Raw genomic sequence first — 14,518 nt, forward strand, 5'->3', positions numbered from 1 at the left:
CCCACCCTGAGTCGAGCCCCCATCAAGACGGTATTTCCTGCATAATATTCCTTATGCAGGACGAACAAGACATCAAGGTAGAAACTCTCATAGAAGACTTCCTCGGCGCAAGAGCCGTGCGGAAGCCGTCCGAGCACACCCTGATGGCCTACCGCCGGGATCTCACCACCGTCCTGCGGCTCATCGGCGATGACGTCACTCTGCGTGACCTCTCCCCCAAGTCTCTGCGAGCTGCCTTCGCCACCTTCGCCGCCGGGCGGGCCCCCGCCTCGGTCTACCGGTGCTGGTCCAGCTGGAACTCGTTCTTCGGCTTCCTGGTCGTGGACGGCGTCGTCGCCGGTAACCCGATGCCTGCCGTCGGCAAGCCCCGCATGGCGGTCCCCTCCCCCAAGCCGCTGCGTGGTGAGGACACCCCGGAGCAGCTTCTGCAGGCGGTCAACCAGCCTGACGAACGCCAGCGCGACCCATGGCCGGAGCGCGACGTCATGGTCCTGGCCCTCGCGCTGTGCGCCGGGCTGCGGTTGTCGGAGCTGCTGGCGTTGAGGGCCGGTTCGGTGCTGGGGCGTCCGGGTGAGCGGCGCGTCGAGGTCGCCGGCAAGGGTGGCCGGCCGCGGACGGTGCCGATCGAGCCCGAGCTGGATGCCGTTGTCGAGCGGTATCTGGACAGCCGGCGGTTGCGGTTCGGGCGGTTGCGGCCTGGTGATCCGCTGCTGCTGGATCGTAAGGGTGCGCCGTTGAAGCGGGGTGGGTTGCAGTATCTGGTGGAGTCTTGTTACCGGCGGGCGGGGATCACGGATCGGGTTCCTCGGGGTGCGCAGTTGCATGCGTTGCGGCATACGTTCGCGACGCGGCTGGCGGAGGACGGGGCGAATGCTTCGGAGATCATGCGGTTGCTGGGGCATGCGTCGTTGACGACGTCGCAGGGTTATATCGAGGTGACGGCGGCGCAGCAGCGCGCGGCGGTGCGGGCGAACCGCACCAACCGCGCGCTGGGTGAGCTGGCCGGTTAGCTGTTCAGGAAGCTGAGCAGGGCTTCGTTGAACTCGGCGGGGTGGCTGGCGTTGATGCCGTGCGGGCCGTCCTTGATGACGACGAGCCGGCTGCCCGCGATGGCTTCGTGGGTGCGTTTGCCGCTGTGTTCGAAGGGCACGATGGCGTCACTGTCGCCGTGGATGACCAGGGTGGGTACGTCGATCTTGGCGAGGTCGCCGCGGAAGTCGGTGAGGCCGAAGGCGGCGATGCAGTCGAGGGTGCCCTTGGGTGAGGCGATGTGGGCGAGTTCCTGGGCGTAGCGGACCTGGGAGTCGCTGACTTTCAGGGTGGTGCCGGCGGTGAAGAAGCCGGTGGCGAAGCCGTCGACGAAGGCGATGCGGTCGGTGGTGACGCCTTGCTGGAAGCTTTTGAGGGTGGCGTCGTCGAGGGCGCCGTCGGGGTTGTCGTCGCTCTTGTAGAGGTACGGCGGGACGGCGCCGGCGAAGACGGCTTTGGCGATCCGGTCGCTGCCGTAGGTGCCGAGGTAGCGGGCTACTTCGCCGCCGCCCATGGAGAAGCCGACGAGGGTGACGTCGCGCAGGTCGAGGTGGCGCAGCAGGGCGTCGAGGTCGGCGGCGAAGGTGTCGTAGTCGTAGCCGTCCCAGGGTTGGCTGCTCTGGCCGAAGCCGCGGCGGTCGTAGGTGATGACGCGGTGGCCGTCGGCGATCAGGGCCGGGATTTGGGCTTCCCAGCTGCGGCTGGACAGGGGCCAGCCGTGGATGAGGACGACGGGGTTGCCGGTGCCGAGGCCCTGGTAGTGCAGGTCGACGCCTTCGGCTGCGGTGAAGTGGGTCATGTCAGGCCACCGTCAGGGTGACGTCGACGTTGCCGCGGGTGGCGTTGCTGTACGGGCAGACCTGGTGGGCGGCGTCGAGCAGGCCGCGGGCGGTGGTCTCGTCGAGGCCGGGGAGTTCGGCTTCGATGGCGACGGTGAGGCCGTAGCCGCCCTGGCCGTTGGGGCCGATGCCGACGTCGACGGTGATGGCGGTGTCGGTGAGGGTGATCTTCTGCTTGCCGGCGACGAGTTTGAGGGCGCTGTGGAAGCAGGCGGCGTAGCCGGCGGCGAAGAGCTGTTCGGGGTTGGTGAGGTGGCCGCCGGGTCCGCCCATCTCCTTGGGGACGGCGAGGTCGAGGTCGAGGACGCCGTCGCTGGAACGGGTGTGTCCCCCGCGTCCGTCGCCGGTGGCGGTGGCCGAGGCGGTGTAGACAGCGCTCATGGTGGGGCTCTCCTTGCCTAGATGGTGCTGGTGGCGGCTGCTGTGTCGCGGATGCGGCTGAGCAGGTGGTGCAGGTGGGTGAATTCCTCGATGGTGAGGTCGAGGGCGCAGGCGAGGCGTTCGGGGATGTCCGCGGCTCGTTGTTCGAGGGCGGCGCCGGCTGCGGTGGTGCTGATCCAGACGGTGCGTTCGTCGTCGGTGCCGCGTGCGCGCTGGATGAGGCCTTGGTGTTCGAGGCGTTTGAGCAGGGGCGAGAGGGTGCCGCTGTCGAGGTGCAGGGCGGTGCCGAGGTCGCGCACGGTGAGGCGGCCGCGGTGCCAGATGACGCGTAGGGCGATGTATTGGGGGTAGGTGAGCCCGAGGGCGTCGAGGGCGGGGCGGTAGAGGCCGGTCATGGCGCGGGAGGCGGCGTGGAGTTCGAAGCAGATCATCTGCTCGAGTCCGGTGGTGGTGTCGGTGCCTGCCATGCGATGAACGGTAGTACGCGATTTAGTTGTGCACAACCTAGGTGTGGGTGAGCGTCGTCTCAGCGGTCATCCGGGTGAGCTTCTGCGGGTTGCGCACGTAGTAGAGCCCGGCGATGCGGGTGTCCTCGACGCGGATCGCCATGATCCCGTCGAGCTCGCCGTCGAGGCGGATGATCAGTGCGGGGCTGCCGTTGACCTCGGTCGGCTCGCAGGTGAGCAGGCCCTGGACCTTGCCGAGGCCGCCGGTGGCGAAGCGGACCACCTTGCCGGCGCCGACGACCGGGCGCATGGCGGCCTGCTTGACTCCCCCGCCGTCGCTGACCAGCACGACGTCCGGGGCGAGGACGTCGAGCAGGCTCTGCAGGTCGCGGGTCTCCAGGGCGTGCTGGAACGCCGCCAGCGCCGCGCGGCTGCTGGCGACGGAGACCGTCTGGCGGGGGCGGCGTTCGTCGACGTGGCGGCGGGCGCGGTGGGCGATCTGGCGTACGGCGGCGGGGCTCTTGCCGACCGCGGCGGCGATCTCGTCGTAGCTGACGTCGAAGGCCTCGCGCAGGACGAACACGGCGCGTTCGGTCGGTGAGAGGGTTTCCAGGATGAGCATCAGGGCCATCGACACGCTCTCGGCGAGTTCGACGTCGTCGGCCACGTCCGGGGCGGTGAGCAGCGGTTCGGGCAGCCAGGGCCCGACGTAGGCCTCCTTGCGGCGTTTCAGGGTGCGCAGCCGGTTGAGGGCCTGGCGGGTGGTGATGCGGACCAGGTAGGCGCGCTGGTCGTGGACCTGGGTGAGATCGACGTCGACCCAGCGCAGCCAGGTCTCCTGGAGCACGTCCTCGGCGTCGGCGGCGGAGCCGAGCATCTCGTAGGCGACGGTGAACAGCAGGTTGCGGTGGGCGACGAAGGTCTCGGTGGCGTGTTCGCTCATCGCTGCGCGAGCATCTCTGCGCGCTGGTTGTTCTTGGCCCACCAGGCGCTTGCACCCGGGTGGCGGGCCTCGTAGGTCAGTTGCCAGATGATGCTGCGGCAGACGAGTTCCTTGAGCTTCGCGCCGGGCCGGCCGCCGAGGTGCAGCCGGGTGGCGGTGTCGCTGCGGCGGGAGAACTGGAAGATCCCGGCCCGCCGGCCGAGGCTGATGCACTGGCCGGCGAAGCCGACCTCGACGGGCGCGGGCCGGTCGCCGGCGATCCGGCTGAGCACGGTACGGGCGGCCTGCGGGCCCAGCTGCATGGCGGCCTGGCAGCTCATCCGGTACGGCAGGCCGGAGGGTGCCGCGGAGTCCCCGGCGGCGACGATGCGGTCGTCGTCGACGCTGGTGAGGGTCTCGTCGGTGCGCAGCCGGCCGAGGGCGTCGGTGCTCAGGCCGCTGCGAGCGGCGAGGTCGGGCACGCCGAAACCGGCGGTCCAGATCGTCACCGTGCTGGGCAGCGTCCGGCCGTCGCGCAGGTGAACCGCGTCGCGGGTCACGGCCGTCACGGTCGCGCCGGGACCGGCCAGGACGGTGACGCCGAGGGCGGTCAGGCGCCGGGTGACGGATCGGCGGCCTCGGGGATGCAGGTACGGGCCGAGCACGTCACCGCAGACCAGGGTCACGGCGTGGCCGGTCTCGGCGAGTTCGGCGGCGGTCTCGATGCCGGTGGGTCCGGCGCCGACCACCGTCACCGGGGCGCTGCTGGGTGCGGCGTCGATGAGCGGCCGCAGGCGTTGCGCGTCTTCCAGGGCGGCGATGGGGTGGGCGTGTTCGACTGCCCCGGGCACGCGCGGGTCGGCGCTGCCGCTGCCCAGCGCGTAGACGAGGTAGTCGTAGCCGAGGGTGTCGCCGTCGGTCAGGGCGACGCGGCGGGCGCCCGCGTCGAGGTGGGTGACGGTGTCGACCAGGAGCCGGACGCCGGGGGCGAGGATCTGCCGGTAGTCGACGATCGCGTCGTGGGTGCCGCCGACGAGCTGGTGCAGGCGGATCCGTTCGACGAAGACCGGGCGCGGGTTGATCAGGGTCACGTGGACGTCGTCGCGCTGGGTGAGGCGGTTGGCCGCCATGACCCCGGCGTAGCCGCCGCCGATCACGAGGACTTCGGTCATGCTGGTTCCTCCGGTTCTGGACAGGTTCTGCCCTCAAGACACCGGCGACGCGATCGTTGTGACAGGGAGGAGCCGGCGGGGCTCAGTCGGCCGGTGGCGGATCCAGGTGCACGACCAGGGGCCGGTGGTCGGAGACGCCCACGGCGGGGGTGCGGACCTGCAGCACGGGGCCGAGCAGGCCGGCGCCGCGCGGGTCGGCCAGGATGTGGTCGAGCTGCGCACGCGGGGCCGGGCTGGGGTAGGTGGCCTTGCGGGCCAGGGAGCGCCAGCCGGAGAACGCGCGTACCGGGCCGGAGGGCATGTTGAGGTCGCCGAGCAGGACCCGCGGGGCCGGCAGGCCGCGCAGGGCGCGGACGGCGGCGCGCAGCTGGCGCACGTTCCAGCCGGGGACGAACGACAGGTGGGTGTTGGCGACGGTCATCGGGCCGGTGGGGGCGTCGATGACGGCGGCGATCAGCACCCGCGGCTCGTCCTTGAGCATCATCAGTCCGCCGCCCGGGCCGGGGATCCACACCGGAGAGCGCACCGGGGCGGCGGGCAGCTGGGTGATCTGCCAGCGCAGGACGGGCCAGCGGCTGATCAGGGCGATGCCGTACAGGGGGTGGGCGTTGTCGTCGTCGGAGCGCCAGGGCTGCCACTTCTCCCCCGGGGTGCCCACGACGGCCGCGGCGAAGCGGTGTGCGGGCGCGCCCATGGCCTCGGCGGCGATGGCGGTCAGGTCGAGCAGGCCGCTGCGGGGCTGGGCGCGGTCGACCTCCTGCAGGCCCAGTACGTCGGCGTCCAGGTCGGCGACGGCGGCGGCGACCCGGTCGGCGTGTACGTTGCCGTCGGACAGGGATCTGCCGTGCAGCAGGTTGAAGGTGGCCAGGCGCACGGGGTAAGACCTTAGCCGGGATGAGGGGTGGGGGCTGTGTTCAAAGCGGTGTGCTGTGCCATGACGGTGTTCGTGATCCTGGGGTCGCTGGGGATCTGGCTGCGGCGCAGCCGTGGTCGCGGGTGATCTTTGCCGGAGAGGTGATCTTTGCCGGACAATGGGCGCCATGACCGACGACGATCTCATCACCCGGCTCGAGGAGCAGGAGCAGCGCCTGACGTTCGCCCGGTTCGACAACGCGGACGCGTGGCACCTGGGCAGCCTGCTGGTCGACCTGGCGACGACCCGGGAGCTGCCGGTGGCGGTGGACATCCGCCGGGGCACGCAGCAGCTGTTCCACGCGGCGCTGCCGGGCAGCACAGCTGACAACGACGTGTGGATCGCCCGCAAGGTGCGCGTGGTGGAGCGTTTCGCCGCGTCGTCGTTCCTGGTCGGGCGGCGGCTGGCGGCCAAGGGCGACGCGCTGGACGCCAAGTACGGCGTGGACCCGGCCGACTATGCCGCGCACGGCGGGGCGTTCCCGGTGCGGGTGCCGGACGTGGGGGTGATCGGCGTGGTGACGGTGTCGGGGTTGCCGCAGGCCGACGACCACGCCCTGGTGGTCGAGGCCATCGAGGCCCACCTGAGCGGGGTCTGACCCATGTCGCTGAACCCCGTGCGTCACATCACGATCGACGCCCATGACCCGCACGCGCTGGCCCGGTTCTGGATCGAGGTCACCGGCTACCTGCCGGACGAGGAGCCCGACGACGACGAGGTGCTGATCACCGCGCCGGTGCCGGACGCGCCCGGCCTGCTGTTCATCCGGGTGCCCGACGACAAGGCCGGCAAGAACCGGGTGCACCTGGACATCCAGCCGCCGGCCGGCACCCGCGACGAGACCGTGCAGCGGCTGCTCGCGGCGGGCGCGACCGTGTACGAGGACCATCGGACCCCGGACGGGATGGGCTGGGTCACCATGCGTGACCCGGAGGGCAACGAGTTCTGTGTCGAGCGCAGCGCCGCCGAGCGTGGCCTGACCACGTCGTGAACGACCCGGAGGCGGTGGCGGGACTGACGCTGCGGCCGTGGCGCGACGACGACGCGGCCGCGTTGATCACCGTGGTGGGTGACCCGCTGCTGGAGCGCTGGACCAGGGTCCGGGCCGGTGACCCGGGCGAGGCGCGGCAGTGGCTGGAGATGCAGCACGCCGGCCGGCGTACCGGCAGCCGGTTCAGCTTCGCGGTGCTCGACGAGGCCGGGAAGCTGGTCGGCAACGTGGCGCTGAAGCGGCCCGACCCGGCCGCCGACGACGCCGAGGTCGGCTACTGGACCGCCGCGTACGCCCGCGGCCGCGGGATAGCCCCGCGGGCGCTCGGGTCGCTGACCCGGTGGGCGTTCGCCACCTTTCCCGGCGTGCGGCGGCTGCGGCTGCTGCACCAGGTCGACAACACCGGCTCCTGCCGGGTCGCGGTCAAGAGCGGCTACGTGTACGAGCAGACCCTGTCGGCGTGTCACCCGTATCCGCTGGAGGGTCACCTGCACGTGTGCCATCGGCAACTCCAGGACCCAGAATTGGCACGCTGAGTGTCTGTCTGGTTACACAGGAAAAACTACCGCCGGGTAGAGCTTGTGCCTGCCGGGACCGCCCGACATACGGTGGGCGTGGTGCTGCGCGACCCCGGCTGGCAACTCGAACGGCGGATTTCCCCCGGCGGTGTGCGGTGACGAGGTGCGGGTATCGCGAGACGGAGCCGATGCTGGTGGTCGCGTCACCGGCACCGGACCACCCCGCCGAAGGAGAGATGTGAGCAGAGTCGCCGTACTGCAAGGGCTGGGCACCGCGGTGCCCGGCCGCACGGTGTCCAACGCCGAACTGGCGCCGGCCCTCGGCGTCAGCGACGAGTGGATCCGCCGGCGCACGGGCATCGCCCAGCGCCGCGTCGTGGACCCCGGCACCACCACGGCTGACCTGGCCACCACCGCCGCCCGCAACGCGCTCAAGTCGGCCCAGACCGACGCCGTGGACGCCGTCGTGGTCGCCACCACGACCCCGGACCGGCTCAGCCCGGCCACCGCCCCCGAGGTCGCCTGGCGGGTCGGGGTCGCCCCGGCCGCCGCGTTCGACATCGCCGCGGTGTGCAGCGGCTTCGTCTACGGCCTGGCCACCTGCGCCGGGCTGATCGCGGCGGGCATCGCCGAGCGGGTCCTGCTGATCGGCGCGGAGACCAACTCGTACTTCCTGGAGCACACCCCGGAGGCCCGCGGCCCGGCGATCCTGTTCGGCGACGGGGCCGGCGCGGTCGTGCTGCGCGCCGGTGAGACCGGCGAGCCCGGCGCGATCGGCCCGTTCGACCTGGGCAGCGACGGCGCCGCCGCCGACCTGATCCGCATCGAGAACGGCGGCTGCCGCCAACGGGCCCGCACCACGGCCGAGCCCGGCGACCCGTACTGGGCCGTCTCCGGCCAGGAGGTCTACCGCCGCGCGGTCGAGCACATGACCGCCTCGGCGCTGAAAGTGCTGCGTGCCGCCGGGAACATCGTCGCCGACGTCGACCGCTTCGTCGCGCACCAGGCCAACCAGCGGATCCTGGACCGGGTCGCCGAGCAGATCGGCGTACCGGCCGACCGCTGCATCGGCAACGTGGCTAGCGTCGGCAACACCGGCGCGGCGTCCATCCCGCTCGCACTGGGCGACGCCTGCCGCGACGAGGCCCTGCTGGCCGGCCACCGGCTGCTGGCCACCTCGTTCGGCGGGGGCCTCACCTGGGCCTCGGCGATGATGACCTGGCCCCAGGTGGATGTGATCGCCACCGAGCAGTGACGCGCTAGGTTGGCGCGATGCCCACCGACAAGATCGACGCCGCTGCCGCCGGAACGTTCACCCTGGCCGGGCACACCGTGCGCCGGCTGGGATTCGGGTCGATGCGCCTGACCGTCGACCCGGACCCGGCCCCGGCTGTGCGGGTGCTGCGGCACGCGGTGGAACTGGGCGTCAACCACATCGACACCGCCGCGTTCTACGTCTCCCCCGGCGGCACCCTGCAGGTCGGCACCGGGGACAAACGCTACGCCACCGAGCTGATCCGGGCGGCGCTGTGGCCGTACCCGGAAGATCTGCTCATCGCGACCAAGGTCGGCCCGGGCGAAGAAGGCTGGGCCCGCAGCGCGGCGCAGCTGCGCGCCCAGGTCGAGGAGAACCTGCGCCGGCTCGGCCGCGACCACCTCGACCTGGTCAACCTGCGGCTGCGCGGGCCCGGGCACGGCAGCTGCGCCGAGGAGTTCGCGGCCCTGGCCGCCCTGCGCGAGCAGGGTCTGATCCGTCACCTCGGGCTGTCCGCCGCGACCCTCGCCCACGTCGACGAGGCGCAGGCGATCGCGCCGGTCGTGTGCGTGCAGAACAGCTACGGCCTGGACTACCGCCGCAGCCACGACGACCTCGTGCGGGTCTGCGGCGAACGCGGCATCGCGTTCGTGCCGTTCTTCAGCCTCGCCGGCGACGCCCGCGAGAAAGGCGCCGGCGAGGAGACCAACGAGGCGGTGCGGACGGTCGCGGCCGCGCACGGGGCCACCACCGGACAGGTACGCCTGGCGTGGGCGCTGCACCAGGGCCCGCACATGCTGGTGATCCCCGGCACGAGCAGCGTGAAGCACCTCCGGGAGAACGTCGCCGCCGGAGCGCTGCGCCTCACCGCCCAGCAGTTGGCGACGCTCTAGTCGCCGCGGGCGGCGAGTTTGCGGCCGCGTTTGCCCAGCGGGATCTGCGACATGTCCACGGCCTGCGAGCTGAGGTCCTTGAAGCCGTAGCCACGCCCGGTCAGGTACGCCGCGGCGGCGGTCTCGGCGCGGGTCACCGCGGCCGGGATGTCCTGCTCCTGCTCGACGGTGTCGGCGAAGCGGAAGGTGAAGAACGGCCGCGCCGCGATGTCGTAGGTCAGCGACCCCTCAGGCGTGTACGCGGCGAACGCCACGTCGTGCTCGCCGGCGTGGGCCAGCAGCTCGGCGCGCTGGGCGTCGGTGAGACCGGCGAAGGCGCCGCGGACGGTGACCCGGATGGTGCGTGTGCTCATGCGCCGACCGTAGAGGGCGCCCGGGCCGCGCTCCACCGGTTTACCGCTTGGGTGGTGCGAGGGGCCGCGGCGGATCGTTGGACGGGCCGAACGCGGTCAGGAACTTGTCGCGGAACGCGTCCATCGGCCACACCGGCGCCTGCGGGGCCGGTTCGAGCCCGTCGGTCCAGCCCCAGTCCGCGATGCGGTCCAGCACGGCTGAGTCCCGGGCGACGACGGTGATCGGCACATCGTGGCTGGCGGTGGCGCCGACGACGATCGGGGCCGGCTGGTGGTCGCCGAGCATTACCAGGACCAGGTTGTCGTCGCCGTACTCGCGGACCCAGGACACGACGCTGTCGATCGAGTACTTGATCGACTTCGCGTACGCCTCGCGGACCCGGGCCGCGTCCTTCCACACCTCGCCGGCCGACGGGGCGCCGCGCTGCTGGGCGGTGTAGACCGAGCCGTCGCCGACGTCGGCCCAGTCCAGCAGGGCCGGCAGCGGCGCCCACGGGGTGTGGCTGGACACGAAGGTGATCTCGGCCATCAGCGGGTCGCGGCCGGGCCGGGTGTACTCGCGGTCGGTGAACGACTTCAGGGTGAACTGGTCGGGCATCGTGGCCCAGCTAAACGCCGGGCCGCGGTAGCCCAGGGTGTGCGAGTCGTAGACGCGGTCGAAGCCGTAGAACTGCCCCTCCGGCCACGCGTACGTGACGCCCGGCTCGACGCCGACGGTCTGCCAGGCCGCGGTCTTGCGGAAGGCGCTGGTCAGCGTCAGCCGGTCGCCGGAGACCAGGCTGCGGTAGCGCTGCTCGTTGTTGATCCACACCCCGGACTGGAACGTCGAGTGGGCCAGCCAGCTGCCGCCGCCGGTGGTCGGCGAGGTCAGGAAGCCGCTGCGGGCGGCGAACCCGTCCGCGGTGAGCTGCCGGCCGCCCTCGGCCAGGGTGGCGTCGACGCGCTGGTTGAGCTTGGGGTCCTCGATCGCGGACCGCCCGTAGCTCTCGATGAAGGTGAACACCACGTCCTTGCCGCGCAGCCCGGTCAGCAGCTGCTCGGCGGGCACGTCACGGAACGCGTCGTCGCGGGCCTCCGCGGCGAACGCGCGCCGGTCCTGCACGGCGGCCGGGACCTTGAGCACGTTGTCGTGGGCCAGCACGAAGGCGCTGTCGGAGGCCACGTACACCCCGGGGACGAAGGAGGTGCCGAGCAGGGCGCAGGCCAGCCAGGCGAGGCAGGCCGCGGCGATGCCGCGGGTGCTGGCGGTACGGTGCGCAGCCGCGACCGCCGCCAGCCGGCGCACGGCCAGGATCATCAGGACCAGGACGGCCACCGCGAGCAGGATCGCCCCGGCGACGGCGGCGACGGCCCCGGGCTTGCCGACCGAGCCCTTGACGAAGCGGTAGCCGTCGGCGAGCAGCGGCCAGTCCAGCACCGGGTCGAACTGGCGGGCCAGCACCGTGAAGAAGCCCATGTCGATGACCTTGATGATGGTCAGCAGCCCTAGCGCGGCGCCGAGCACCGCGGCGGTGACCCGGCGGGCGCGGGCCGGCAGGGCCAGCAGCAGCGCGAACGCGGCCAGTGCCTCGATCGGGATGCGCACGAACGCCGCCGGGACCGACGAGCCGGGCGGCAGCCGGGTGATCTGGTCCGGCACGACCAGCGCGAGGAAGACCAGGACCGCGGCCAGGACGGTGAGCACGGCCGCGGTGACGCGGCGCCGGCGCAAGCGCGTGAAGAACGACAACCCGACGATCCTTAACCAGCTGCGGTGGAGCCCCCTGTCAGGTGCGAACTGTACTCACCGATCCTGACGCCGCCCGGCGCGCGTTGTGCCAGGCGGTGTCAGGTTGCGGTCAGAGCAGTCCTCGTCAGATCAGGGCCGGCACTCCGGTGAGCCGGTCCAGCGTGCCGGTCAGGTCCAGCACGCGTCGGCCAGCAGGTCGGCGGTGCCCAGGTCCAGCTCGCCGGACACGGCCAGCCGGATCACCCCGTCGTTGACCAGGTGGGTGGTGATGCGCATCGTGCTCAGCCCTTGATCTGCCGTGGGGTTCCCGAGCCGGCGGCGACGCTGATCCGGCGCGGCTTGGCGCTGTCGGAGACGGGGATGCGCAGGTGTAGCACCCCGCTGTCGTACTCGGCCTCGAGCTTGTCGGTGTCCAGCGTGTCGCCCAGGAACAACTGGCGGGTGAAGACCCCCATCGGGCGTTCGGCGATGACGCTCTCCACGCCGTCGCGGCGGGCGCGCTGGCGCTGCGCGCGGACGGAGAGCACGTTGCGCTCGACGGTCAGGTCGATGGACTCGGGGTCGACGCCCGGCAGATCGAAGTAGACGTGGAACCAGTCGCCGTCACGTTCGGCGTCGACGTGCATCACCGCCGGGCGCGCCGCGGTGCCGGCGAGCTGCTCGAACATGCGGTCGATGTCGCGGAACGGATCCGTGCGCATGAGCATGGTCATCTCCTCCTTGGTGCTCCCTCACCAGGCTTCTTGAGTCCGGCAGACTCAACTTCTTCTGAAATACAACGACCGTCGGTGTGCTGTCAAGCACTCAGCGCCATCCTCTACGGCCGAGGCGATGGTGGTCCGGAAGACGGCGACGAAAACGCTTTGCCGGTCGCGCGGCTGCGCCCGTACCGTGATCGCATGAACCTCAGGTCCGCCACGACGACGCCGGGATGTCCCGGCGGAGCACCGCGCTGATCTGATCTGCGACGACGTGGCCCCGGGCGATCCGCCCGGGGCCACGTTCGTTGTCCCTGGACCGGTTGCCGGGCCCGCAACCAGGGAGAAACCGATGCACGTGGACCACCGCAAACTCGGCCGTGAACTCGACATCTTCGACTCCGACCCGCTGATCGGCGCGGGCCTGCCGTTCTGGCTACCGGCCGGCGCCGCCGCCCGTCACGAGGTCGAGAGCTACCTGTACGACCTCGAACGGCGCGCCGGCTACCAGCACGTCTACTCGCCGGTGCTGGGCAAACGCGCGATGTTCGAACTGTCCGGGCACTGGCGCAACTTCGCCGACGACATGTTCCCGCCCATGAACCTGGGCGACGAACTGGTCCTGCGGCCCAGCCTGTGCCCGCACCACGCCCTGATCTTCAAGGCGCGGGCCCGCTCGTACCGTGACCTGCCGCTGCGCCTCGCCGAGATCGGCGGCATGTACCGCGCCGAACGCTCCGGGGTCCTCGGCGGCCTCAGCCGCGTCCGGGCGATCTCGCTCAACGACGCGCACACCTTCTGCCCGGTGTCCCAGGTCGGCCAGGAGGTGTCGGCCGTGCTGGACCTGATCCGCCAGGCCCACGCCGCGCTGGGCCTGCACGTGTCGTCGTACCAGCTGTCCCTGCGCGGCCCCGGCGGCAAGTACGCCGGCTCCGACGACGACTGGGACCAGGCCGAACGACTGCTGCGCGAGGCGTTGGACGCAGCCGAGGTGCCGTACGAGGCGGTCGAGGGCGAAGCCGCGTTCTACGGCCCGAAGATCGACATCCAGATCGCCGACCCGGCCGGCCGCGAATCGACCCTGTCGACCATCCAGATCGACTTCCACCAGCCGGCCCAGTTCGACCTGTCCTACACCGACCCGGCCGGCGCGAAGGCCCGCCCGGTGATGGTGCACCGCAGCCTGGTCGGGTCGATGGAACGGCTGTTCGCGGCTCTGCTGGAGATCCACGCCGGGGTGTTCCCGGTCTGGTACTCGCCGGTGCAGGTCAGTGTTCTGCCGATCGGGGCGGAGCAGGACAAGGCGGCCGACGACTTCGCCCGGGAGGCGATCGAGGTGGGGCTGCGGGTGCAGGTCGACCGGGACGGGACCGTGGGGGCGCGGATCCGGGATGCTGCGCGGCGGAAGATCCCGTACGTGGCGGTGATCGGTCCGCGGGAGCAGGCCGAGGGGCTGGTGGCGCTGCGGTTGCGTGACGGGCGGCAGGTGCCGGCTATGTCTCGGGCGGAGGCTGTGGGGTTGGTGCGGGCGGTGGCGGCGGCTCGGTCGCACGAGCTGCTGCCGGCCGAGGGCTGAGGCGAGGTCAGGGCGGCAGCGGGTCAGGGATTGGTCGTGCCCGCCTGCTGCTGCCTTGTCCGCCATTCCTGGGCCAGGATGGCGAAGACCAGCTGGTCCGCCCACGTGCCGCGGAACAGGTAACTCTCCACGTGGTGGGCCTCCTGGCGCATGCCGAGCCGGGTCACCAGGCGGGCGGACGCCGCGTTGCTGCTGTGGCACCGGGCGTAGACGCGGTGCAGGCCGAGCTGGTCGAAACCCCAGTCCAGCAGGGCCGCGGCGGCTTCCGTGGCCAGACCGCGACCCCCGTGGTCGGGATGGAAGACGTAGCCGAGTTCGGCAGTCCGGTCCTGCTCACTGCGCCAGACCAGCTCCACGGTCCCGACGACGCCGGCCTCGGTCGTCGCGGCCAGCGTCAGGCAGTCGCCCTCGGCCCGCAGCGCGTCCTCGCCGACCATGGCCAGCACCGAGGCCCGTGACTGCTCGCGGGTACGCGGCTCGGCCCCGGCCATCCACTGGACGACGTCGGGTCGGCTCTGCCAGGCATGGACGTCGTCGAGGTCGTCCACGGTGATGGGCCGCAGAGCGAGGCGCGGCGTCCGCATCGGATAGCTCGGCTGGAACATCAGCCGATCGTAGGCCGACGCGACGATCCAGTGGCTCCATCGCCCGTCCCCGTTACACCATAACTGTCATTATGGTGTGCTAGCGTTTTGTCCGTTTGCAAGCCTCGCTCTGGATTATTGGATTATTGATAATTGCAATCCAGTAAACCAGGCACGACGTGACCGCTCCGGAGCGCCGACGATCCGCAGGGGATCGTC

At 71.4% G+C, this 14,518-nt stretch carries 17 protein-coding genes; 7 read left to right on the plus strand and 10 right to left on the minus strand.

Annotation, left to right across the window (positions count from 1 at the left end):
• The first annotated feature begins 53 nt into the window (after positions 1-53).
• Positions 54-1,010, plus strand: a complete 957-nt coding sequence (locus tag ACQP2Y_RS24215) for a tyrosine-type recombinase/integrase (protein WP_433717123.1) — start codon at positions 54-56, stop codon at positions 1,008-1,010.
• Here the strand turns inward: ACQP2Y_RS24215 and ACQP2Y_RS24220 are convergent.
• The 6 genes from ACQP2Y_RS24220 to ACQP2Y_RS24245 form a co-directional block, all read right to left on the minus strand.
• Positions 1,007-1,828, minus strand: coding sequence for an alpha/beta fold hydrolase (locus ACQP2Y_RS24220; RefSeq protein WP_433717125.1), 822 nt, complete (start codon positions 1,826-1,828; stop codon positions 1,007-1,009). The two genes, ACQP2Y_RS24215 and ACQP2Y_RS24220, sit on opposite strands and share 4 nt — an antisense overlap.
• A 1-nt stretch (position 1,829) precedes the next feature.
• Positions 1,830-2,249 (minus strand): organic hydroperoxide resistance protein, encoded by a 420-nt coding sequence (locus ACQP2Y_RS24225; protein WP_433717127.1) that lies wholly within the window; start codon positions 2,247-2,249, stop codon positions 1,830-1,832.
• Between the two features lie 17 nt (positions 2,250-2,266).
• Positions 2,267-2,716: a MarR family winged helix-turn-helix transcriptional regulator gene (locus ACQP2Y_RS24230; RefSeq protein ID WP_433717129.1), complete on the minus strand. Its 450-nt coding sequence runs from the start codon at positions 2,714-2,716 to the stop codon at positions 2,267-2,269.
• A gap of 37 nt (positions 2,717-2,753) precedes the next feature.
• Positions 2,754-3,638 carry an RNA polymerase sigma-70 factor gene (locus ACQP2Y_RS24235; RefSeq protein ID WP_433717131.1) on the minus strand — a complete coding sequence of 295 codons (885 nt, stop codon included), beginning with the start codon at positions 3,636-3,638 and terminating at the stop codon, positions 2,754-2,756.
• On the minus strand, positions 3,635-4,789 hold the full coding sequence (locus ACQP2Y_RS24240; RefSeq protein ID WP_433717133.1) for an NAD(P)/FAD-dependent oxidoreductase: 1,155 nt from the start codon (positions 4,787-4,789) through the stop codon (positions 3,635-3,637). Before ACQP2Y_RS24240 ends, ACQP2Y_RS24235 begins: the two co-directional genes overlap by 4 nt.
• A gap of 82 nt (positions 4,790-4,871) precedes the next feature.
• Positions 4,872-5,663 carry an endonuclease/exonuclease/phosphatase family protein gene (locus ACQP2Y_RS24245; RefSeq protein WP_433717135.1) on the minus strand — a complete coding sequence of 264 codons (792 nt, stop codon included), beginning with the start codon at positions 5,661-5,663 and terminating at the stop codon, positions 4,872-4,874.
• 166 nt (positions 5,664-5,829) lie between these two features.
• Here ACQP2Y_RS24245 and ACQP2Y_RS24250 point away from each other — a divergent pair, with 166 nt between their 5' ends.
• The 5 genes from ACQP2Y_RS24250 (at position 5,830) to ACQP2Y_RS24270 (ending at position 9,359) form a co-directional block, all read left to right on the plus strand.
• Entirely contained in the window at positions 5,830-6,300 is a 471-nt protein-coding gene (locus ACQP2Y_RS24250) for a heme-degrading domain-containing protein (protein ID WP_433717137.1), read from the plus strand.
• Positions 6,301-6,303: 3 nt separating this feature from the next.
• Positions 6,304-6,693 carry a VOC family protein gene (locus ACQP2Y_RS24255; RefSeq protein ID WP_433717139.1) on the plus strand — a complete coding sequence of 130 codons (390 nt, stop codon included), beginning with the start codon at positions 6,304-6,306 and terminating at the stop codon, positions 6,691-6,693.
• A complete protein-coding gene (locus ACQP2Y_RS24260) occupies positions 6,690-7,229 on the plus strand; it encodes a GNAT family N-acetyltransferase (RefSeq protein ID WP_433717141.1) in 540 nt (179 codons plus the stop codon). Before ACQP2Y_RS24255 ends, ACQP2Y_RS24260 begins: the two co-directional genes overlap by 4 nt.
• Before the next feature lie 220 nt (positions 7,230-7,449).
• Entirely contained in the window at positions 7,450-8,466 is a 1,017-nt protein-coding gene (locus tag ACQP2Y_RS24265) for a beta-ketoacyl-ACP synthase 3 (protein ID WP_433717143.1), read from the plus strand.
• A 17-nt stretch (positions 8,467-8,483) separates the two neighbouring features.
• Positions 8,484-9,359 carry an aldo/keto reductase gene (locus ACQP2Y_RS24270; protein ID WP_433717145.1) on the plus strand — a complete coding sequence of 292 codons (876 nt, stop codon included), beginning with the start codon at positions 8,484-8,486 and terminating at the stop codon, positions 9,357-9,359.
• On the opposite strand, the gene ACQP2Y_RS24275 is transcribed toward ACQP2Y_RS24270, so the two are convergent.
• The 3 genes from ACQP2Y_RS24275 to ACQP2Y_RS24285 all read right to left on the minus strand — a co-directional run bounded on the left by ACQP2Y_RS24275 (position 9,356) and on the right by ACQP2Y_RS24285 (position 12,148).
• On the minus strand, positions 9,356-9,712 hold the full coding sequence (locus tag ACQP2Y_RS24275) for a DUF6204 family protein (protein ID WP_433717147.1): 357 nt from the start codon (positions 9,710-9,712) through the stop codon (positions 9,356-9,358). The two genes, ACQP2Y_RS24270 and ACQP2Y_RS24275, sit on opposite strands and share 4 nt — an antisense overlap.
• 40 nt (positions 9,713-9,752) lie before the next feature.
• A complete protein-coding gene (locus ACQP2Y_RS24280) occupies positions 9,753-11,441 on the minus strand; it encodes a sulfatase (protein WP_433717149.1) in 1,689 nt (562 codons plus the stop codon).
• 281 nt (positions 11,442-11,722) lie between these two features.
• Entirely contained in the window at positions 11,723-12,148 is a 426-nt protein-coding gene (locus ACQP2Y_RS24285) for an Hsp20/alpha crystallin family protein (RefSeq protein WP_360552087.1), read from the minus strand.
• Positions 12,149-12,491: 343 nt separating this feature from the next.
• Here ACQP2Y_RS24285 and thrS point away from each other — a divergent pair, with 343 nt between their 5' ends.
• Positions 12,492-13,715, plus strand: a complete 1,224-nt coding sequence (gene thrS, locus ACQP2Y_RS24290) for a threonine--tRNA ligase (protein WP_433717152.1) — start codon at positions 12,492-12,494, stop codon at positions 13,713-13,715.
• 23 nt (positions 13,716-13,738) lie between these two features.
• Here thrS and ACQP2Y_RS24295 read toward each other — a convergent pair whose 3' ends face one another.
• A complete protein-coding gene (locus ACQP2Y_RS24295; protein ID WP_433717154.1) occupies positions 13,739-14,320 on the minus strand; it encodes a GNAT family N-acetyltransferase in 582 nt (193 codons plus the stop codon).
• Positions 14,321-14,518 lie beyond the last annotated feature (198 nt).

Origin of the sequence: Actinoplanes sp. CA-051413, from assembly GCF_050955795.1 — a bacterium.
GTDB lineage: Bacteria > Actinomycetota > Actinomycetes > Mycobacteriales > Micromonosporaceae > Actinoplanes.